Here is a 19,784-nt window from a genome sequence, read left to right as displayed (position 1 = left end):
CCGAGGCGGGCGGGAGCGGTTCGTGGGGCGCCCGTCGCTCCGGGCACGGCGGAACCCCCGGCGCCGGGGCACGAGCCCGGAGCCGGGGGTTCCGCGGTCACGTCGAGCCGACCGTCAGACGGTCGTGCGCGACCACTGCTGGTTGGTGCCGGAGTTGCACGGGTACTGCTTGAGGATCGCGCCGTCCGCGGTGGAGGCAGCGGGTACGTCCACGCACTTGCCGCTGTGCCGCGCCCGGAGCTGGAACCAGCTGCCGTTGGCGACCAGCTGGAACTGCTGGTTGGTCCCGCTGCCGCAGCTGTACTGGACGAGTTCGGCGCCGTCGGCGGTGGAGGCGCTCACCACGTCCAGGCACTTGCCGCTGTGGCGGCTGGCGATGCGCCAGTAGCCGCTGCCCGCGTCCTGGAACTGCCACTGCTGCCAGGCGTTGCCGCCGTAGGTGTACTGGCCGACGCGGGCGCCGTCGTCGGTGTTCGGTTGCTGGACGTCCATGGTCTTGCCGCTGTGGCGGACGTCGAGGCGGTAGTGGGTCGGTGCGGGGTCGTTCCCGGTGTTGTCGCCCCACGCGTAGCGGAGACGGGTGGCGCCGGAGGCGTTGCGGACGGTCAGGTCGAGGTCGGTGCCGCTGCCGCTCAGGGAGTACATCGAGTACCAGTCGTAGCCGATGTCGCCGGGTTTGCCGCCGATGGCGGGCCAGTAGGTGCCGCCCATCCGGTTGTCGCGCATGACCTGGGCCATGGCGCGGATGTGGCGCACGAAGTTGTCGGTGCTGCCGGCGTCGCCGTAGTTGAGGCCGGTGGACATCGGCGCGCCGAACTCGGTCGCGACCGCGCGGGAGGCGCAGTTGCCCAGGCGCGCCTGGATGTGGCTCCGGAAGGCGTCGTAGGTCATCGGGCTGTAGAAGAAGGCGTAGTGGTGGAAGGACAGCAGCGTGGCGTTGAAGCGGCTGTCGTTGCAGACGTCGCGCAGGTCCTGGCTGTAGCCGGTGCCGCCGATGAGCACCCGGCCCGGTACCGCCGAGGTGTGGTAGCTGAGCCAGTTCGCGGCGACGTTGCGCCAGTCCGCCGAGGAGTAGCCGTGCGGCTCGTTCATCGGTTCGAAGTAGACGTTGCCGTTGGAGCCGTAGGTGTTGGTCACGCTGGACCACATCGTGTTCCACGCGGCGAGGTTGGTGATCCGGCCGCCGGAGGCGGCGCCGTCCTCCCAGTAGGCGAGGATGACCTTGAACCCGCGGGCGGTCGCGGCGTCGATGGCGCCGCGGTAGGCGTTCCACCAGGTCGTGTTGGCCACGGTGTGGGTGTTGATGGGCAGCCGGACGGTGTTGACCCCCAGGGTGGCGGCCATGTCGTCGTAGAGGGCGTTGGCCTTGGCCCGGACCGTCGCGTTGCTGTCGGACAGGTTCAGGCCCTGCACGACGAGCGTGCCGGTGCTGAAGTTGTCGCCCAGCACGGCCCAGTTCATCCCCCGGAACTGGCTGGTGGCGGCGGTGGCCGGCGCCGCGGGGGCGACGAGGCCCGCCGCGGTGAGCGCGGTCACCGCCAGGGTGGTCAGCGACCGGCGCCACGACCGGGCGCGCCGCGGTGGTCCTGGCGGGAGGGCGCCAGGCGCCGTGATCGGTGTCATGAGGTGTCCCATCACTAGAGCTGGGCGCGGGTCCACTGCTGGTTGGCGCCGCCGCCGCAGGTGTACTGCTGGATGTCGGCGCCGTCGCCGGTGCCGGAGTTGACGACGTCGAGGCACTTGCCGCTGTGCCGGGCGACGATCCGGGAGTAGCCGCCGTCGGTCTGCCACTGCCACTGCTGGTTGGTGGCGCCGCCGCAGGTGTACTGGATGACGTTCGCCCCGTCGGCGGTGGAGCCGCTCGCCACGTCCAGGCACTTGCCGCTGTTGCGGTTGACGATGCGGGACCAGCCGTCGCCCGCGTCCTGGAACTCCCACTGCTGGTTGCCGCCGCCGTTCCACGACCACTGCTTGATCTCGGCGTTGTTCGCGGTGGAGGCCGACACGACGTCCACCACCCGGCCGCTGTTGCGGTTGGTCACGCGGTAGGCGGGCACCGCGCCGGGCACGTCGGCCACCGGCAGGATCGTGCCGTGGCGGCAACCGGGGCACGTGATCTGGCCCAGGCCCGACCAGGAGTCCAGGTTCGAGCTGGTGGCCGTCCAGATGCCGCCGTTGGTGTACTTGTCGACCCAGACGCGCCACGAGCCGTCGGCCATCCGCAGCACGGCCGGCCCCTCGTAGCCCGAGCTCCACAGCCGGCCCCGGTTGGCCCACCCGCCGGTGAGGCTCGTGCTGGTCCAGTGCTCGATGTACTTGGTGGTCTCGTTCTTGGTGAAGGCGTGGTAGGTGCTGCCCGACTTCACCACGTAGGTGTCGATGTAGTTGTAGCCGAGGCCGCCCATCTGCGCCGGGGCGCTCCAGGAGGACAGCGCGCTGTTCTGGGCGGTGAAGACGTAGGGGCGGAAGCAGTCGGAGCACGTCGTCTGGGCGATGCTCACGATGATCCGGACGGTGCCGTTCTCGACGTAGAACTCGGGCGCCCAGGTGAACCGCGTGTTGGGGACGCCGGAGTTGACGCTCGTGACGTGCGTCCAGTTGACCAGGTCGGGGCTGGAGGCGATGTTGAAGTGCGTCGAGTTCGTGGTCCAGGACTGGACGGTGTGGGCGATGTAGTAGAGCCCGTTGTGCTGGATGACGCTGGGGTCGCGCAGCACGCCGGACGGGCCGCGGTAGTTCGTGTCGGCCAGCACGCCGAAGTTCGTGCCGTTGGTCGAGGAGTAGACCCAGAGCTCCTGGTCGGCGGCGGCGTCGCCCTTGAACGTGGTGTAGACGTAGCCGGGGGCGGCCTGCGCGGGCGACGCGACGGTCACCGCGGTGCCGGCGGCCGTGAGCGCCACGAGGCTGAGCCGGGCCAGCCAGCGCTTGACCTTCTGTCTGTTCACGGGTGATCTCCTGGGTCGGGGGTGTGCGCGGCGCGGCCGCGGTCGACAGAGGACCGTGCGGTGTTAGCGTGAACACGCAGCCGGGAGGGTGACCGGGATCGCGGCGAGCGGCGCGGCGGCGCGGCAGTTCCGGCGGGAGCCGGTGGTGGGCCGGGTGCGGTGGCCGGGCGCGGCGGAACGACCGTCCGGTTCGGACGGGGCCGGGGGCGCGACCTCGGCGGTGGCGCGGTCGCCCGGTGGTCGGCCCGGTTCACCCCTCCGGGATCAGTCGCGACGCCGTTCGCGGCCGGTGCGGCACACCGTCGTCGGGGCGACCGGGGTGGGGCGTCCGCGGCGGGAGGGTGAAGAGTTCATCGTTGATCTCCTCGGGGTGTCGACGACTGCCGGGCGATCGGCCGGCCTGGGGCACCGGCTCGGGTCGGTGGTGTCCAGCTGTGCGCGGGAGGCGCCGGTCGTCATGACCCGGGCGGTGGCCCGTCGGCGCCATGACACCGCGCTGCGGCCGTCGACTGGCGTCCGCGGCGTCCCGGTGGGGCGAGAGCCACGTATGTTTGCGTTAACATTCGAGGCGGTCATAGTGTGCGAGCAATGACGCGGCGGTGTCAAGGGTGTGACGTTCGGTCACCGCACGGCCCGGCCCGCCCGCCCGGTCGGCCCGAGGCGCGAGCCTCGGGCCGACCGGGGGTCACCTCTCGGCCGGGCCGGGTTCCCGGCCGGTGCACTCCCGGAGGACGTCCGCGCGGGTGCGCGAATCCCCGACCAGGTCGTCGCAGAAGGCGGCGACGTCGTCGCCGATGAGGTCCAGGACCCCCTTGCCGGTCGCGGCGCCCTCCTCGAAGAAGTCGACGATCCCCGGCAGCAGGGGCCCGTCGGGCAGGTCGACCGGTCCGACCTTGAAGAGGTACTGCTGGATCTCCCGGTAGACGATCCGGTAGTCCAGCGGGAGCGCCTTGACCCGTGCCACGTGCGCCCGCCACCGCTTCTTGTCCTCGATGATGTCCCGGATGCCCATCTCAGCCCCCCGACCGGCCCAGTTTCCTCGCGACGTTCCCGTTCAACCGCTCGCGCCACCGGTCGCGGTGGCTCCGGGCCCCTTCCCCGCCGGCCAGCGCCGCGCAGAACCCCTCGATGTCGTCGCCCAGCACGTCGCGGACGTCCTGTCCGTCGGCCGCCGTCTCCTCGAGCAGCCCCAGCGCGCCGTCGACGATCGGCACCAGGTTGCGACCCGTGAAGTCCGAGTAGGGGAGGAGGTGGGCCTTGATCTGCTCCCACGCCGCCCGGTGATCGGCCGGCAACGCCTCGGCCCGTGCTTCGAACCCCGTCCACTCCCTGGTCAGGTCACCGCCCGTGATGTTCTCCCAGAACGTCATGTCCCGCCCCTCTTGAGCTCGTCGATCCGCGATGAGAGGTACTCCCACTTCGCCCAGAACGTCGCCAGCTCCCTGCGCCCCGCGTCGTTGAGCGCGTAGAACTTGCGCGGCGGTCCCACCCCGGACGGGCGTTTCGCCACCTGGACGAGCCCGTTCTTCTCCAGCCGCAGCAGGATGGTGTACACCGTGCCCTCGACGACGTCGGTGAAGCCGAGTTCGTTCAGCCGACGCGTGATGGCGTACCCGTAGGTCTCCTCGCCGCCGATGATCTCCAGCACGCACCCTTCGAGCGTGCCCTTCAGCATCTCCGTCAGGTCGTCCACCGCGGGTCCTCCCAGTACTGCGTATTACTGAGTACCAGTACACGGTATCACGCAGTATCGGGAGGCGGAGGCGGGACTACATGCGTTCCGGTGCGGCGATCCCCAGCAGGTCGAGGCCGTGACCCAGCGTGCGGGCCGTGAGCCGGCACAGGGCGAGCCGGTTGCCGCGCACTGGTTCGTCGGCCTTCAGGACGGGGCAGGCTTCGTAGAACGCGGTGAAGGCGCGGGCCACGTCGTAGAGGTGGCCGCAGAGCCGGTGCGGTTCGAGGGTGGCGGCGACCTCGGTCAGGACGGCGCCGTGGGCGTCGAGCGTCAGGACGAGGTCCCGCTCGGCCGGGTGGAGCGCGGTGGTGGGGTCGACGGTGGTGTCCGGGTCGCCCGCGTTGCGCAGGATGGAGCTGATGCGGGCGTGGGCGTACTGGAGGTAGACCCCGGTGTTGCCGGTGAAGGAGACCATGCGGTCGACGTCGAAGGAGTAGTCCTTCACCCGCGAGGTGGACAGGTCCGCGTACTTGACCGCGGCGATGCCCGCCGACTCGGCGATCCGGTCCAGCTCGGCCGCGTCGAGGTCCGGGTTCTTCTCGACCACGACGGCGCGGGCGCGGGTGACGGCGGCGTCGAGCAGGTCCACGAGGCGGACGGTGCCGCCCGCCCGGGTCTTGAACGGCGTCCCGTCCGGGCCGAGGATCGTGCCGTAGGCGACGTGCTCGGCGCTGGTGCCGTCGGTGAGCCAGCCGGCGCGGCGGGCGGCCTCGAAGACGAGCTGGAAGTGCAGGGACTGGCGCGAGTCGGTGACGTAGACCAGCCGGTCGGCCCCGAGCTCGCGGATGCGGTAGCGGATGGTGGCCAGGTCGGTGGTGTCGTAGCCGTAGCCGCCGTCGCTCTTGCGGACCATGAGCGCGGCGGGTTTGCCCTCCGGGCCGGACACCTCGTCCGAGTGGAAGACCAGCGCGCCCTCGCTCTCGACGGCCAGGCCCGCGGCGACCAGTTCGTCCGCGGTGTCGGCCAGCATGGGGTTGTAGAACGACTCGCCCACCGAGTCCTCGGCGGTGAGCAGCACGGTCAACCGGTCGTAGATCGCTCGGAACGACCGTTCGGACTCGGTGATGATGCCCCGCCAGACCGCGACGGTGTCCGGGTCGCCCGCCTGGAGGGCGACGACGCGGGCGCGGGAGCGGTCGGCGAAGTCCGGGTCGGCGTCGAACTCGGCGCGTGCCGCCCGGTACAGGTCGTTGAGGGCGGACACCGCCGAGGCGCCCTCGTCGAGCTCGTCGTGGTGCCACGTGGCGTCCGGGTGCTCGTCGAGGTACTGGATCAGCATCCCGAACTGGGTTCCCCAGTCGCCCAGGTGGTTCTGGCGCACCACGTCCGCGCCGAGGAATGCCAGGACGCGGGCCAGGCTGTCGCCGATGATCGTCGTGCGGAGGTGCCCGACGTGCATCTCCTTGGCGATGTTGGGCGCCGAGTAGTCGACGACGGTCCGCCGCCCGCCTTCCGGAGCACCCGTGCCGAGGCGGGGGTCCCGCAGGCGGGCGGCGACCTGCTCCCAGACCGCGTGGTCGGTCACGGTGACGTTGAGGAAGCCGGGGCCCGACGGTGCCGCGGCGGCGACCGCGGTCTGCCCGTCGAGGTCGAGCGCGCCCACGATGTCGGTGGCCAGGTCGCGGGGCTCGACGCCGATGCGCTTGGCCAGGGCGAGGGCGGCGTTGCACTGGAAGTCGGCGCGGTCGGATCGTCGCACCACCGGGTCCGCCCCGGCCAGGTCCGCCCGGACCCGGCCGATCGCCTCCGACATCGTGGCGGCGACCCGCCCCGACAGCGACAGCACCTCGCGGTGGTGATTCACCTGGAACGTCCTCTTTCATCGAAACGGAATTCGGCCGGAACCCGTTCCACACGGCACCCCGGGTGCGAAACGGGTGCCCACAGTCGCCCGGTCCGGGTCGGGGCGCAACCGAAATTCGCGGGCCCCGGCCGGTGGTTCTCACGGCACCAGCACGACCTTGCCGGTGATCGTGCCGGACTCGGCCAGCGCCACCGCCTCGGCCACCCGCTCCAGCGGCACGCGCGCGGCCACCTGCGGTCGCAGCCGCCCCTCGGCCAGCAGCGCGAACACCGCCCCCAGGTCGCGGCCCAGGCGGGCGCGGAAGCCGGCCGCGTCGCGCTTGCCCGTCCAGATGTTGAAGAACTTCGCGGTGCGGCCACCGGGCAGGGCGTCCCACAGGAGCAGGCGGGCGAACAGCCTGAGCACCGGCAGGCGGGAGGAGCCCGGGGCGTCGCGCGTGGACGCGGTGCCGTAGGCCACCAGGGTGCCGCGCGGTCCCAGCAGCCGCCAGGAGTCGACGATGCCGGGGCCGCCGACGTGGTCGAAGACCGCGTCCACGCCGCCGGGCGCCAGTTCGCGCACCTTCGCGGGCAGCGCGGGGTCGCGGTAGTCCAGGGGGGTGGCGCCCAGTTCGCGCACCGCGTCGTGGTGGCGCGGCGACGCGGTGCCGATGACCCGCGCCCCGGCCAGGCGGGCCAGTTGCACGAGGGTGGAGCCGACGCCGCCGTTCGCGCCGTGCACCAGCACGGTCTGCCCCTCGGCGACCCGGGCGACGCCGTGCAGCACCTGCCAGGCGGTGATGCCGTTGACCACCAGCGTCTCGGCCTCGGCGGGGTCGACGCCGTCGGGCACGGGCACCAGGTCGGCGGCGTCCACCACGGCGTGGCTGGCCCACCCGCCGGTCTTGGTGAGCACGGCGAACCGGCCGCCCAGCAGGCCGGGGTCGACGCCGGGGCCCACCTCGGCGACCGTGCCGACCAGGTCGTAGCCGGGCACGAACGGGAACGGGGGCTGGTCGTAGTACTTGGCCCGGCGCATCTGCTGCTCGGCGAACGACACCCCCGTCGCCTCGACCCGCACCAGGGCTCGACCGGGGCCGGGGGTGGGGCGCTCGCGGTGGCGCAGCACCAGCCCGTCGGGTTCGACCACCCCGGGCAGCACGACCTCCAGCACCTGTCCGGTCGACGCGTCGTCCACGCAGCCTCCTCCATTTGTGAGTGGTCAGTCACTCAATCTAGGGAGAAGTAAACGGGCGAAATGCCTCCTTGTCAACAGGAGTGGTTGGTTACTCACTTAAGCCGGGTAGGCGCTCACCTCGGTCGCCTTCACCGCGGCCCACAGCCGGTCGCCCGGCTTGAGCCGCAGCTCGGCCACGGTCGCGGTGGTCACGTCGGCGAGCACGGGCGGCGCGCCCTCCAGCCGGACGCGGGTGGTGTGCGCGTGTTGCTCCACCCCGGCCACGGTCACCTCCCACGCGTTGCGCGGGCTGCCGCCGGGCCGCGCGGGGTGCAGGCTCACCGCGTTCGGCGGGAACACCACGTGCACGCGCCCGGCCGCCGGCGCGGCCACGGTCAGCGCGCCGCCCCCGTCCAGCGCCACCGAGGCGCCCGAGGCCGTGCCCCGGTAGAGGTTCAGGCCCACCAGGTCGGCGACGTAGTCGGTGCGCGGCCGGCGGGCGACCTCGGCCGGCGCGCCCTGCTGCACCACCTCGCCGCGCTCCAGCACCACCAGCCGGTCGGCCAGCACCATGGCGTCGAGCGGGTCGTGGGTGACCAGCAGGGTGTGGCCGGGGTAGTCGCGCAGGTGCCCGGCCAGCTCCGCGCGCACGTGCAGGCGGGTCGCCGCGTCCAGCGCCGCCAGCGGCTCGTCCAGCAGCAGCAGGTCCGGGCGGGTGACCAGGGCGCGGGCCAGCGCGACGCGCTGCGCCTGCCCGCCGGACAGCGCCCGCGGCCGGGTCCGCGCGTGCTCGGCCAACCCCACCCGCTCCAGCCAGCGGGCCGCCTCCGCGCGGGCCGCCGCCCGACCCGCGCCCCGCGCCCGCAGGCCGAAGGCGACGTTCTCCAGCGCGCTTAGGTGCGCGAACAGCAGGTAGTCCTGGAACACCACGCCGATCGGCCGCCGCTCGGGCGGCAGGAACACCCCCGGCGGCACGTCCCACTCCCGCCCGCCCACGCGCAGGTGCCCGCCGGTCAACCGCAGCAGCCCCGCCAGCGCGCGCAGCGCCGTCGTCTTGCCCGCCCCGTTGGGCCCCAGCAGGGCCACCACCTCGCCGGGCTCCGCGGTCAGCCCCACCCCGAGCCGGAACCGGCCGCGGTCGACCTCCAGGCGCGCGTCCAGCGTCACGACGGCCCGCTGACCCACCGGTCGCGCAGCGCGGCCAGCACCGCGACCGACACCACCAGCAGCACCACGCTCAGCACGATCGCCGCGTCCGGGTCGGTCTCCAGCGCCAGGTACACCGCCAGCGGCATGGTGGTCGTCTCGCCGGGGAAGTTGCCGGCGAAGGTGATGGTCGCCCCGAACTCGCCCAGCGCCCGCGCCCAGCACAGCACCGTGCCCGCCACCACGCCCGGCAGCACCGACGGCAGCGTGACCCGCCGGAACGCCAGCCAGCGCGACGCGCCCAGGGTCGCGGCCGCCTCCTCGTAGCGCGGGTCGGCGGCCCGCAGCGCGCCCTCCACCGAGATCACCAGGAACGGCATGGCCACGAACGCCTCGGCCAGCACCACCCCGGCCGTGGTGAACGGCAGCGACACCCCGAACCACTCGTGCAGGTACTGCCCGACGAGCCCGCGCCGCCCCAGCACGAACAGCAGCGCCACCCCGCCCACCACCGGCGGCAGCACCAGCGGCACGGTCACCAGCGCCCGCAGCAGCCCCCGCCCCGGCAGGTCGCCCCGCGCCAGCACCCAGGCCAGCGGCACGCCCAGCACCACGCACACCACCGTCGCCAGCGACGCGCACACCAGCGACAGCCGCAGCGCCTCGCCCACCGACGCGCTGAACAGCTGCCCCGGCAGGTCGCCCCACGGCGCGCGGGCCAGCAGCCCCGCCAGCGGCACCAGCAGGAACGCCAACCCCACCGCCGCCGGCAGCGCCAGCACCACCGGCAGCCTGCCGCGCGTCACGGCGCGTCGAACCCGAACCCGGCCAGCGCGGTCCGCCCCCGCTCGGACCGCACGTGCTCGACGAACGCCCGCGCCCCCGCCGCGTTGGGCGCCGCGGCCAGCACCGCGATCGGGTAGTCGTTGACCGCCGACCCCGCCTCGGGGAAGTCCAGGCCCTCGACCGCGTCGCCCGCGGCGAGCACGTCGGTGCGGTAGACCAGCGCGGCGTCCGCCTCGCCCAGCCGCACCTTGGTGAGCACCGCCTTCACGTCCTGCTCCAGCGTGTCCGGCCGCGGCACGACCCCGGCCGCCGCGAACACCTCCCGCGCCGCCGCCCCGCACGGCACCTGCTCGGCGCACAGCGCGATCACCGGCTCCTCGCGGCCGAAGTCCGCCAACCCGGTCACCCCCGCCGGGTTGCCCCGGGGCACCGCGACGCGCAGCCGGTTGCGCGCGAAGGTCACCGGCGACACCGCGTCGCGGACCTGGCGCATGGTGTCGGGGGAGGCCGCGGCGAACACGTCGGCCGGCGCGCCCTGCCCGATCTGCCGGGCCAGCCCGGAACTGCCGCCGAAGTTGAAGACCACGTCCGTGCCGGGGTTGGCGACCTCGAACTCCCGCCCCAGCGCGGTGAACGCCTCGGTCAACGACGCCGCGGCGAACACCGTCACCCGCTCGGGCGCCGCCGGCCGGCCGGGGGAGCCGCAGGAGACCAGGACCGCGGCGACCACCGCGGCGGCGACCGCCCGCACGCTCACGCCCCCGGGATCTCGACGACCACGTGGGTGGACTTGATCGAGGCGACCGCCACGCACCCGGCCTCCAGGCCCAGCTCGTCGGCCGACTCGCGGCTCATCAGCGACACCACCCGGAACGGCCCGGCCTGCATCTCCACCTGCGCCATCACCCCGTCCTTGACCACCCGCACGACGATGCCGCGCATCCGGTTGCGCGCCGACGCCGCGACGGTCGCGCCCGGCTCGGGCGCCTCGGCCAGGCGCCGGGCCAGCCCGGCCAGCTCGCGCCCGTCCACGCCCTTGCGGCCGCTGTCCAGCCGCACCTCGGCCAACCGGCCCTGCTCGACCCACCGGCGCACCGTGTCGTCGCTGACCCCCAGCAGGGCGGCGGCCTCGCTGATCCGCAAATTCGGCACGAACCGAAGTCTAGAACCGCACCTGCGGGAAAATCGACCTCGTGACGTGCACCGGTGCGACGCGGCCCCGGGTCGGCCGCTCCCGGGGGATCTTGGTTTCACCCCACCCACCCGGGGTAAGCCAGGCCCAACCAGCCAGATCCGGAGGACCGCCATGACCAGCGCGACCGAGCGCACCGGCACCCGCCGCCGTCCCGTCCAGGCGATCGCGCTCCTGGTCGGAGCGGTGTTCCTGCTGGTCGGGGTGTTGGGCTTCATCCCCGGCATCACCGCCCACTTCGACCACCTCGGCTTCGCCGGCACCGGGTCGCGCGCGGAGCTGTTCGGGCTGTTCCAGGTGTCGGTGCTGCACAACCTGGTGCACCTGCTGTTCGGCGTGGCCGGTGTCCTGGCGGCCCGCGCCGCGGGCGCCTCGCGCGCCTTCCTGGTCGTCGGCGGGTTCGTCTACCTGCTGCTGTGGGTCTACGGCTCGGCCGTGGACGCCGCGGGCGGGGCGAACTTCGTGCCCTTCAACGCCGCCGACAACCTGCTGCACCTCGGTCTGGGCGTCGGCATGGTCCTGCTCGCGGTGATCGCCACCTTCGCCGAGCGCTCCCGGGGCCGGTACCCCGGCACGGAGCAGCGCGGTCGGTGACGCCCGGTTGACGCCTCGGTGAACCGGGTCGCGTAAGTTCACCCCGGGAGGCGCTTGACTGGGAGGGCGTAGATGGCGAGTTCCGGACGACGGCGGCGGTTGGGGCGGGTGGACCCCTTCATCCTGTTCACCGTCCTGCCGCTGCTGTTGATCGCGGGCGTCCTGGTCTGGGGTGGCCTGTCCTGGGTCGGCGTGGTCGTCATCGTCTTCGTGGTGCTGCTGGTCCTGGTGGACTCGTGGACGAACCGGCCGTTGCCGTTCGACGTGCCGGACGAGGACGAGGACTACGACTACGAGCCGCCCCCGGCCGGTCGACGCGGCTACTAGTGGGCAGCCGGCGCTACCACCCGTAGCGTCGCTGCCCACCTCCCTGTCGGGGTGAGTCCACCCGGTCGGGAGAACGTCAGCCCCCTCCCGGCGTGCCGCCCGGCTACCGCCGGTCGCGGGGGAACGTCTCCGCGATCGCCGGGTCGAGGGACTCCGGTCGGGTGGGCGGGATGAACAGCTCCCGCAGCAGCAGGTCGCCCAGGTGCCGGGGGTCCAACCCGGACTGCCTGCCCCGCGCGGCGTGCGCCGCCCAGGTCGCCCACAGCGCCGCCCGCACCACCGCGCCCGGCAGCCGGCGCACCGGGCGCGGGTGCCCGGCCGCGCCGGCGACGCGGCCGATCATCCCCGACCAGGTCAGGTTCTCCCCGGACACCGGGATGTCCTCACCGGACGCCCGCTCCAGCGCGTCCACCGCCACCTCGGCCACGCACCGGGCCGTCGTGGCGGCGCTGCCTCCCGGCGGGGCCAGCAGCGGTGACCGCGACCGCGCCCACCGGTCCAGCGGGCCCGCCCAGTTCGGCTCCCGGTCCCGGGCGCGGCCGAACACGAACGGCAGTTCCAGCACCGCCACCGGCAGGTCCGGGCCCGCCGCCACGCGGCCGAGGCGCGCCTGCTCGACCCGGCTGCGGATGTAGGGGTGGCGCTCGGCCAGCCGCCAGCCGGGGTGCTCCCGGTGGAAGTGCGTGTAGTACGACCCGAGGACCACCGCCCGGGTCAGGCCCTCCTCGCGGGCCGCGGTGAGCAGCCGCACGACCGGGGCGACGTTGCCGCGGTGGAACACGGGGTAGGCGGGCCCGCGCGGCACCTCCCGGTCGTCCGCGCCCGCCGCGAACACCACGCCGTCGTGCCCGGCCATCAGCGCGCGGAACTCCGCGCCGCTCGCGCGCGTGGCGTCCAGGGTGTGGTCGACGCCGTCGCGCGCGGTCCGCGCCGCGGTCGTCGCCCCGTGCCCCACCGCCCGCAGGCGCTCCACCACGTGCTGCCCGATCAACCCGCTCGCACCCACCACCAAGACCCTCACGGGGCCGTGATGCTACGCCGGGACCGCCCCCGCGATCACGCTCCCGCGCGCAGGGTCAGCAGGGAGATCTCGCTGGGTGCGAACACCCGCAGCGGCGGACCCCAGAACCCGGCGCCCCGGCTGGTGTAGAGGCGGGTGCGCTCACCGTGGCGGCTCAACCCCGACAGCACCGGCTGCTGGAGCCGCACCAGCAGGTGGAACGGCCAGATCTGGCCGCCGTGGGTGTGGCCGGACAGCTGGAGGTCGACGCCCGCGGCCACCGCCTTGACGATCTCGGAGGGCTGGTGGGCCAGCAGCACCACCGGGTCCTCGGGCCGGGTGCCCGCCAGCGCCGCGGCCAGGTCCGCGCCGTGGCCGGGTTCGCCGGAGTGCGCGCCGGTCACGTCGTCCACGCCCGCGAACACCAGCCGCGCCCCGTCGCGCTCCAGCACCCGGTGCTGGTTGTGCAGGCTCGTCCAGCCCAGCTCGGTCAGGTGCTCCAGCCACGCCTGGGCGTTGCTCAGGTACTCGTGGTTGCCGGAGACGTAGAACCGGTGCGGCGCGCGGACGTCGGCCAGCGCGGCGGCCTGGCCCCGGCGCTGCGCCACCGTGCCGTCGGCGATGTCGCCGACGTGGACCACCACGTCGGCGTCCAGTTCGTTGACCGCCGCGACGGTGGCGTGCGACCAGCGGGTGCGGTCGATCGCGCCGTAGTGGGTGTCGGCGAGCACCACGACGGTGAGCCCGTCGAACGCCGCGCCCAGCCGGGGCAGCGCCACCTCGGTCCGCCGCACCCTCGGCACGCGCCGCGCCTCGTGGACGCCGTGCGCGGTCAGGGCCAGGCCGATCACCAGCAGCAGCACCGCCACGACCCGGGCCCGCAGCGGGTTGTCCACGCCCGCGACCGCCAGGACGAGCCGCAGCACGTCGGTGACCAGGGTCCAGGCGAAGAACACCCACGCCACGCCGAGCACCGCGTGCGCGACCCGGGCGGCGCGGTCGGTGTGCCGGCGGCCGTGCGCGCGGACCAGCAGCAGCGGGAACGCCACCGAGGCCGCGACGAAGAACGCGGTGCCCGCCCACTGCACCGGCCACGGCCACCGCGCGCTCGGCGCGAACAGGCCGAAGTACGGCACCCAGAACAGCAGCGCCGTCACCGTGAGCAGCACCACCGCGAACGCGACGCGGCGCCGCGCGGACGGACGGGGTGGCGCGCTGGTCGACATCGGGGCTCCTCGCCGTTTACGAACCGGTGGTCTGTTAACAGAGGCTAGCTTTCGCGCCGACCGCTGTCCAAAGCGGTTTGCCCACCCGCCTGTCGGCAATCCCCGGACCATGGTCGACGAGGACGACGTGCGCGAGGTCCGGACACCCGAGCAGGACGAGCGGCTGGAGGAGGTGCGGCGGGACATCGCCGAGGCCAGGTCGGAAGCGGTCGACCTCCGTGAGGCCACCCCCGACCCGTTCCCCGACTCGGACCCGCCGAACGAGGACGGCACCCCGGCCAACTGACCGGCTCGGTCCACAGTGGACATTCACCCGAATGGCGGTTGATTCCCGGCGAACGGGTCTGAATAGTGCGATCACCCGGCAGGCTGTGCCGTGATCGTCGTTCTACTCTGGGGGTAACCGGGCGTGGCTCGTCCAACCCGTGCCCCGGTGGACGGGGGACTCCTGTCGCCGGGGCTGTCCGGGCTGCGCCGCACGGTCCGGCTGACCTCGGCGTTCACCTGGCTGGCCGGCGTGGCGTTCGCCGTGCAGCTGGTGTTCGTCGGCGCCGGCCCCGCCCACCTGCCGCTCGCCGTCCTGGCCCTGGTCGTGCTGGCGGCCTGGTTGCGGCCCGGACGCGACTCGTGGGCCGTCGCCGCGGTCGAGGGCGTGGTCATCCTCGGCGCGACGCTGGTGATGCCCACCCCGCAGCCCGTCATCGCCTTCCTCTTCGCGGTCACCGTGCGCCGGGCCCTGCGCGTCGGCGCGGAGCGGTTCCCGGTCAGGGCGCTGCCCGCGCTCGTCGGCTACCTCGCCGGGCTGACCTGGTGGCTGGTCGACCAACCGGCCGCCGTCACCGGACCGCAGGTCGCCGCCAACCTCATGCCGCTGGCCGGGCTGGTCGTGGAGAGCCTGGCGCTGCACGAGGCGGTCCGCGCCACGCGGTTGGTCGAGCACGCCAACCGCACCCTCGAAGCCGTGGTGCGCGCCAGCCCCGTCGGCCTGGTGCTGCTCGACGAGGAGGGCAGGCCCGCGCTGCGCAACGAGCGCGCCCGGGAGCTGCTGGACTGGACCGGGGACCCGGCCGATCGCGTGCCGTGCCCGCACGGCCCCGACCTCTCCCGCTGCACCTCCGGCTGCCGCACCGCCGAGGAGGCCGTCGAGGTGGAGGTGCCGCGCCCCGACGGCGCCACCGGCGTCCTGGCCGTGCACGCGGTGCCGATCGAGCGGCGGACCCTGGTCACCGCCCAGGACGTGAGCAAGCGCCGGCGGTTCGAGGAGGTCCTGCGCGCCCGCGCCGAGCGCGACGAGCTGACCGGGCTGGCCGGCCGCGCCCACTTCCTGCACCTGGTGGACCAGGCGCTGCTGGCCGGCGAGGCGGTCGGCCTGCTCGTGATCGACCTGGACGGGTTCAAGGAGGTCAACGACGCCGACGGGCACGAGGCGGGGGACTGGTACCTGGTGTCGGCGGCCGAGCGGATCAACCGGGCCGCGGGCCCGGTGGCCGAGGCCGCGCGGCTGGGCGGCGACGAGTTCGCGGTGCTCGCGCCGGGGCACGACGTGCGCGACTCGGCGCGGCTGGCCACCCGCGTGCTGTCCGAGCTGGCCCGACCGCTGGCCGGCCTCGGGCACGACACGGCGATCCGGGCCAGCGTGGGCATCGCCGTGTCGCGACCGGGCATCGGCACCGCCGACCTGCTGCGGGACGCGGACACCGCGATGTACGCGGCCAAGCGGGAGGGCGGCGCGCGCATCCGGCTGTTCCGGCCGGAGATGGGCGAGCAGGTGCTGGCGCGCCAGCGCGACAAGGCCGACCTGCGCACCGCGGTGGACGAGGGCCAGCTGGTGCTGCACTACCAGCCGATCGTGGACCTGGCGACCTCGGAGGCCGCCGGCGCGGAGGCCCTGGTGCGCTGGCAGCGCCCCGGTCACGGGCTGCTCGCGCCCGGCGCGTTCATCGGCCTGGCGGAGGAGACCGGCCTCATCGTGCCGCTGGGCGCCAAGGTCCTCGCCGGGGCCTGCGAGCAGGCCATGCGCTGGCGCGAGGAGGGCCGCGGGCTCGGCGTGACCGTCAACGTCTCCACCCGCCAGCTCTCCGCGCCCGTGTTCCTGCCCTCCCTCGACCGGGTGCTCAAGACCACCGGCCTGCCGCCCACCCAGCTGACCATCGAGGTGACCGAGTCGGTGTGGGCCGACGAGGCGGCGATGCGCGGCCTGATGGAGGTCCGCGAGACCGGCGTCCGGGTGGCCCTGGACGACTTCGGCACCGGTTACTCCTCGCTGAGCTACCTCCAGCGGTACCCGTTCGACGTGGTCAAGATCGACAAGTCGTTCACCGGGAACCTCGACGACACCGGCCGCACCGCGGGCGTGGTCCGCTGCATCATCGACCTGGCCGAGGTGCTGGGGGCGCACACCGTCGCCGAGGGCATCGAGACCGAGGCGCAGGCGGACTGGCTGCGCCGGGCGGGCTGCGCCTACGCCCAGGGCTACCTGTTCGGCCGCCCCGACACCCCGGAGAACTGGGACAGCCACCCGATCGCGGTGTCCTGACCGCGCCGGCGTCCCGATCCTCGCGCGGAACGGGCGGAACCGCCCGCGCGCGGCTCACAACAAGGCGTGGTCGAGCGCACGACCGGGGCGGGACAACCGGTCACGACCGGCGCGGGGACGACCGGGACCGCCCCCGCGCCCCCTCAGGCCACCCTGGCCAGCGTGTTCCAGAACATCAGCTCGTAGGAGTGCAGCAGGCGGGCCGCCGGCAGGGCCCCCTCCGGGGTCCACCCGGTGGCCAGGACCGCGTCGAGGGCGGCCAGCGAGAGGGCGTCCAACTCCGGCGACGGGGTGGCGAAGAAGTCGAAGAACGCGCAGGCCGCGTCGTCGAATCCGTAATGCTCGCGCAGCCCGCCGGCGATCGTCGCGCAATAGCCGCCCCATTCCGCGAAATTCGCCAGAATCGCGAGCAGCGCGTCGTGCGGATTGCCGTCCAGGGCGAGCCTGGCCACGTACGACGGGTACGCCTGGCACCCCGGCAGGGGTCGGTACGAGGCCAGGTCCGCCCCGGTCAGGCCGCAGCCCGCGGCGAAGTCGCCGAGCTTGGCCAGCGCCAGCCCCTCGCCGCCCGCGACCATCGCGAAGAACTCGCGCTGCGGACGCTCGGTCGCCTGCGCCGCCAAGGTGAGGAACGCTCGCCAATCGCTGCGCACGATCAGGTGTTCCTCCGCCGCGAGGCCCCGCAGCGCGTCGAGCGGTGCCCGTCCGCCGGCGATCAGCGGCACCAGTTCGTTGGTCCCGCCGTCCCGGCGCACCTCCTCGCGCACCCGCTCCAGCAGTTCCCGCGCTTCGTCCGACATGATCTCCCCAGTGGCGACGGTGTTGGGCGCCAACCCTATCCTCTGGGTGAGGACGATGAAGACTCGGCAACAGGGGATTGACGCAACGTCCCGTTTACCGATCTCATGGCCACGCTTGTCGCAGCGGAGCCGAGCCGCAGAAGGAGAGTCGGGATTGCGCGTCGTCGCGGACAGGTCGGTCGAAAGCCGCGGAATCCCGATCGAAAAACCCGACCGGCTCTGGCTCGGTTACCTGGTTCTCGGTCTGGTGGCCGTGGCCGTCTACTACACCGTGCCGATCTTCGTCGGCCCGGTGCCGCTGCGCGTGGTCGTGTACTGCGCGGTCAGCGCGTCCGCCGCCGTCGCGGTGTGGTGGGGGATGCGCCGCAACCGGCCCGAGCACCGCGCGCCGTGGGTGCTGCTCGGGCTCGGGCAGGTGGTCTACGCCCTGGCCGACACCACGTTCTACGTCTCCCACTACGTGCTCCACGAGACGCGCTACCCCTCGGTCGCCGACGTGTTCTACATCGGCCACTACCCGCTGGTGATCGCCGGGCTGGTGGTGCTGGTGCGCCAGCGCCGCTCCGACCGCGACCTGCCCGGCCTGCTCGACGCCGCGTCGCTCACCGTGGGCGCGGGCCTGCTGTCGTGGGTGTTCGTGATCGGCCCGCAGACCCGCCTGGGCACACCGCTGCTGGTGGAGGTCGCGTCGCTGGCCTACCCGCTGATGGACCTGGTGGTGCTGCTGGTCTCGCTGCGGCTGCTGTTCGGCGGCGGCGGTCGTCGCGACGGGTCGTTCGTGCTGCTCAGCGCGTGGCTCGCGGCGATCCTCACCGCCGACACCGTCTACGTCATGCAACGGCTGGACCAGACCTACGCGGCGGGCAACTTCCTCGACGCGATCTGGCTGACCGGCAACCTGGCGCTCGGCGCGTGCGCCCTGCACCCGTCCATGGGCCGGATCGCGCAGAACGTGGACGCGCCCGCGCTGCGGTTGAGCTGGCCGCGGCTGACCGTGCTGTGCCTGGGCGCGCTGATCGGGCCGCTGCTGCTGATCCTCCAGCACGCCCAGGGCGTGCAGCGGGACGTCCCGGTGATCGCGGTCGGCTGCGCGGTGCTGTTCGCGCTGACCACGACCCGGCTGGCGGGCCTGGCGGTCGACCAGCGCCGGATCGCCATCACCGACGGGCTCACCGGCCTGCGCAGCCGCCGCTACTTCGAGGCGCGGCTGGCCGACGACGTGGCGCGGGCCGAGCGCGTCGGCGGCCCGCTGGCCGTGGTGATCCTCGACGTGGACCGGTTCAAGCAGATCAACGACCGGTTCGGGCACCCCGGCGGCGACCGGGTGCTGGTCGAGGTGGCGGACCGGCTGCGCGAGGTCGCCGGCCCCGAGCAGGTGCTGGCCCGCTACGGGGGCGAGGAGTTCGCGCTGATCACCACGGGTGTCGACGCCGAGCAGCCGACCCGGTTGGCCGAACGGCTGCGCCACGCCGTCGCCCGGGAGCCGATCGTCGTGAGCGACGAGTCGTCGGTGACGGTTACGCTCTCCGCCGGCACCGCCGCGTTCGCGCCCCACCACGGGTCGGCGTCCGCGCTGGTGTCGGCCGCCGACCGCGCGCTGTACCTGGCCAAGGACCTTGGTCGCGACCGCGCGGTGGCCGGTGGGACATCGGTCGCGGAGCAGCGGGAGGACGTCGCGGTGGACTACCTGGACCAGGTCGCGGACCTGGTTGACCTGCGGGTGGCGAGCCCGGGGCGCAGCGTGGCCATCGCCGAGTGGGCGCGGACCGCGGCCGAGCGCCTGGAGCGCGACGCCGGCGAGGTCCGCACCGCGCACCGCGCGGGGCGGCTGCTGGACGTGGGCATGGTCGTGCTGCCCGACGACCTGCTCACCGAGTCCGGCCCGCTGACCGACCAGCAGTGGCACCTGCTGCACGAGCACCCCGACAGCGGCGCCCGCATGGTCGGCGTGCTGCCCGACCACGCCGAGGTCGCCGAGGTCATCCGCCAGCACCACGAGCGGTGGGACGGCGCGGGCTACCCCAACGGCCTGCGCGGCGAGCGCATCCGCATCGAGGCCCGGATCCTGTCGGTGTGCGACGCGTGGGCCGCGATGCGCGCCGACCGGCCGCACCGGCGGGCGCTGACCCACGAGCAGGCGGTGCGGGAGCTGCGGGTGGGCCGGGGCGCCCGGTTCGACCCGCACCTGGTGGACGTGTTCCTGGAGCTGCTGGACGAGCACGCGGTGGGCGACATGGTCACCGGGCCGGCCGCGTCCCGCGAGGGCACCCGCCTGTCCTGAACCCCGCGCCGCGCCTCGATCGCCACGGACCCGGACGAGGTGCGCGCGTTCCCGGCGGGGCGGCGGGTCGTCACGGTGGCCACGATCGGTCCGAGCTGGACGCGTTCGTGGCGGCTCGGGCCGCCAAGCGGGTCGGGCCGCGGTTCACGCCGACCTCGATGGTCCCGTGGGACCACCCCGAGCTGGGCGACACCTGCTGAGGCTCGTCCTGTTCGACCTCGACGACACCCTGGTGGACACGCACCTGGCGATCAGCA

19 protein-coding genes are annotated in these 19,784 nt (G+C 73.8%); 5 read left to right on the top strand and 14 right to left on the bottom strand.

Going from position 1 to position 19,784, the window contains the following annotated elements:
• Positions 1-114: 114 nt before the first annotated feature.
• The 11 genes from Q5530_RS30160 to Q5530_RS30110 all read right to left on the bottom strand — a co-directional run bounded on the left by Q5530_RS30160 (position 115) and on the right by Q5530_RS30110 (position 10,723).
• Entirely contained in the window at positions 115-1,536 is a 1,422-nt protein-coding gene (locus Q5530_RS30160; RefSeq protein ID WP_415366215.1) for an RICIN domain-containing protein, read from the bottom strand.
• 101 nt (positions 1,537-1,637) lie between these two features.
• The gene (locus tag Q5530_RS30155) at positions 1,638-2,945 is read right to left on the bottom strand and encodes an RICIN domain-containing protein (RefSeq protein WP_415366214.1); all 1,308 of its coding nucleotides are present in this window, start codon (positions 2,943-2,945) and stop codon (positions 1,638-1,640) included.
• Between the two features lie 685 nt (positions 2,946-3,630).
• Positions 3,631-3,957 carry a DUF1048 domain-containing protein gene (locus tag Q5530_RS30150; protein WP_415366213.1) on the bottom strand — a complete coding sequence of 109 codons (327 nt, stop codon included), beginning with the start codon at positions 3,955-3,957 and terminating at the stop codon, positions 3,631-3,633.
• A gap of 1 nt (position 3,958) precedes the next feature.
• Positions 3,959-4,315, bottom strand: a complete 357-nt coding sequence (locus Q5530_RS30145) for a DUF1048 domain-containing protein (RefSeq protein ID WP_415366212.1) — start codon at positions 4,313-4,315, stop codon at positions 3,959-3,961.
• Positions 4,312-4,638 carry a PadR family transcriptional regulator gene (locus tag Q5530_RS30140; RefSeq protein WP_415366211.1) on the bottom strand — a complete coding sequence of 109 codons (327 nt, stop codon included), beginning with the start codon at positions 4,636-4,638 and terminating at the stop codon, positions 4,312-4,314. The genes Q5530_RS30145 and Q5530_RS30140 overlap by 4 nt, the downstream gene beginning before the upstream one ends.
• Before the next feature lie 76 nt (positions 4,639-4,714).
• Positions 4,715-6,433, bottom strand: coding sequence for an arginine--tRNA ligase (argS, locus tag Q5530_RS30135; protein WP_415366346.1), 1,719 nt, complete (start codon positions 6,431-6,433; stop codon positions 4,715-4,717).
• A 189-nt stretch (positions 6,434-6,622) separates the two neighbouring features.
• Complete coding sequence (locus Q5530_RS30130; protein ID WP_415366210.1) at positions 6,623-7,660, bottom strand: medium chain dehydrogenase/reductase family protein; 1,038 nt, start codon at positions 7,658-7,660, stop codon at positions 6,623-6,625.
• Between the two features lie 96 nt (positions 7,661-7,756).
• A complete protein-coding gene (locus Q5530_RS30125; protein WP_415366208.1) occupies positions 7,757-8,806 on the bottom strand; it encodes an ABC transporter ATP-binding protein in 1,050 nt (349 codons plus the stop codon).
• Positions 8,803-9,591, bottom strand: a complete 789-nt coding sequence (gene modB / locus Q5530_RS30120; protein ID WP_415366207.1) for a molybdate ABC transporter permease subunit — start codon at positions 9,589-9,591, stop codon at positions 8,803-8,805. Before modB ends, Q5530_RS30125 begins: the two co-directional genes overlap by 4 nt.
• Positions 9,588-10,322, bottom strand: a complete 735-nt coding sequence (gene modA / locus Q5530_RS30115) for a molybdate ABC transporter substrate-binding protein (RefSeq protein WP_415366345.1) — start codon at positions 10,320-10,322, stop codon at positions 9,588-9,590. The genes modB and modA overlap by 4 nt, the downstream gene beginning before the upstream one ends.
• A gap of 2 nt (positions 10,323-10,324) precedes the next feature.
• On the bottom strand, positions 10,325-10,723 hold the full coding sequence (locus Q5530_RS30110; RefSeq protein WP_415366206.1) for a TOBE domain-containing protein: 399 nt from the start codon (positions 10,721-10,723) through the stop codon (positions 10,325-10,327).
• A 154-nt stretch (positions 10,724-10,877) separates the two neighbouring features.
• On the opposite strand from Q5530_RS30110, the gene Q5530_RS30105 reads away from it, so the two are divergent.
• Positions 10,878-11,357, top strand: coding sequence for a DUF4383 domain-containing protein (locus Q5530_RS30105; RefSeq protein WP_415366205.1), 480 nt, complete (start codon positions 10,878-10,880; stop codon positions 11,355-11,357).
• Positions 11,358-11,465: 108 nt separating this feature from the next.
• A complete protein-coding gene (locus tag Q5530_RS30100; RefSeq protein WP_380638626.1) occupies positions 11,466-11,684 on the top strand; it encodes a hypothetical protein in 219 nt (72 codons plus the stop codon).
• A 103-nt stretch (positions 11,685-11,787) separates the two neighbouring features.
• Here the strand turns inward: Q5530_RS30100 and Q5530_RS30095 are convergent, their stop codons facing one another.
• The gene (locus Q5530_RS30095; protein ID WP_415366204.1) at positions 11,788-12,705 is read right to left on the bottom strand and encodes an NAD-dependent epimerase/dehydratase family protein; all 918 of its coding nucleotides are present in this window, start codon (positions 12,703-12,705) and stop codon (positions 11,788-11,790) included.
• A 35-nt stretch (positions 12,706-12,740) separates the two neighbouring features.
• Positions 12,741-13,910, bottom strand: a complete 1,170-nt coding sequence (locus Q5530_RS30090; RefSeq protein ID WP_415366203.1) for a metallophosphoesterase — start codon at positions 13,908-13,910, stop codon at positions 12,741-12,743.
• Positions 13,911-14,019: 109 nt separating this feature from the next.
• Between Q5530_RS30090 and Q5530_RS30085 the strand changes: the two genes are divergently transcribed.
• On the top strand, positions 14,020-14,196 hold the full coding sequence (locus Q5530_RS30085) for a hypothetical protein (protein WP_415366202.1): 177 nt from the start codon (positions 14,020-14,022) through the stop codon (positions 14,194-14,196).
• A gap of 147 nt (positions 14,197-14,343) precedes the next feature.
• Positions 14,344-16,446, top strand: a complete 2,103-nt coding sequence (locus tag Q5530_RS30080; RefSeq protein WP_415366201.1) for a putative bifunctional diguanylate cyclase/phosphodiesterase — start codon at positions 14,344-14,346, stop codon at positions 16,444-16,446.
• Positions 16,447-16,589: 143 nt separating this feature from the next.
• On the opposite strand, the gene Q5530_RS30075 is transcribed toward Q5530_RS30080, so the two are convergent.
• Positions 16,590-17,246: a transcriptional regulator gene (locus Q5530_RS30075; RefSeq protein WP_415366200.1), complete on the bottom strand. Its 657-nt coding sequence runs from the start codon at positions 17,244-17,246 to the stop codon at positions 16,590-16,592.
• A 247-nt stretch (positions 17,247-17,493) separates the two neighbouring features.
• Between Q5530_RS30075 and Q5530_RS30070 the strand changes: the two genes are divergently transcribed.
• Complete coding sequence (locus Q5530_RS30070) at positions 17,494-19,527, top strand: diguanylate cyclase (protein WP_415366199.1); 2,034 nt, start codon at positions 17,494-17,496, stop codon at positions 19,525-19,527.
• The last annotated feature ends 257 nt before the right edge of the window (positions 19,528-19,784 follow it).

This window comes from Saccharothrix sp. BKS2 (genome assembly GCF_047689505.1).
GTDB classification, from domain to species: Bacteria; Actinomycetota; Actinomycetes; order Mycobacteriales; family Pseudonocardiaceae; genus Actinosynnema; species Actinosynnema lopnurensis.
The sequence above is the reverse complement of the archived record's forward strand: the minus strand, read 5'-3'. Positions and strand labels throughout refer to the sequence as shown.

Coding starts and splice junctions, on each gene's coding strand:
- Q5530_RS30150 (WP_415366213.1), bottom strand. CDS start 3,957: ATGGGCATCCGGGACATCATCGAGGACAAGAAGCGGTGGCGGGCGCAC.
- Q5530_RS30145 (WP_415366212.1), bottom strand. CDS start 4,315: ATGACGTTCTGGGAGAACATCACGGGCGGTGACCTGACCAGGGAGTGG.
- argS (WP_415366346.1), bottom strand. CDS start 6,433: ATGTCGGAGGCGATCGGCCGGGTCCGGGCGGACCTGGCCGGGGCGGAC.
- Q5530_RS30105 (WP_415366205.1), top strand. CDS start 10,878: ATGACCAGCGCGACCGAGCGCACCGGCACCCGCCGCCGTCCCGTCCAG.
- Q5530_RS30090 (WP_415366203.1), bottom strand. CDS start 13,910: ATGTCGACCAGCGCGCCACCCCGTCCGTCCGCGCGGCGCCGCGTCGCG.
- Q5530_RS30085 (WP_415366202.1), top strand. CDS start 14,020: ATGGTCGACGAGGACGACGTGCGCGAGGTCCGGACACCCGAGCAGGAC.
- Q5530_RS30075 (WP_415366200.1), bottom strand. CDS start 17,246: ATGTCGGACGAAGCGCGGGAACTGCTGGAGCGGGTGCGCGAGGAGGTG.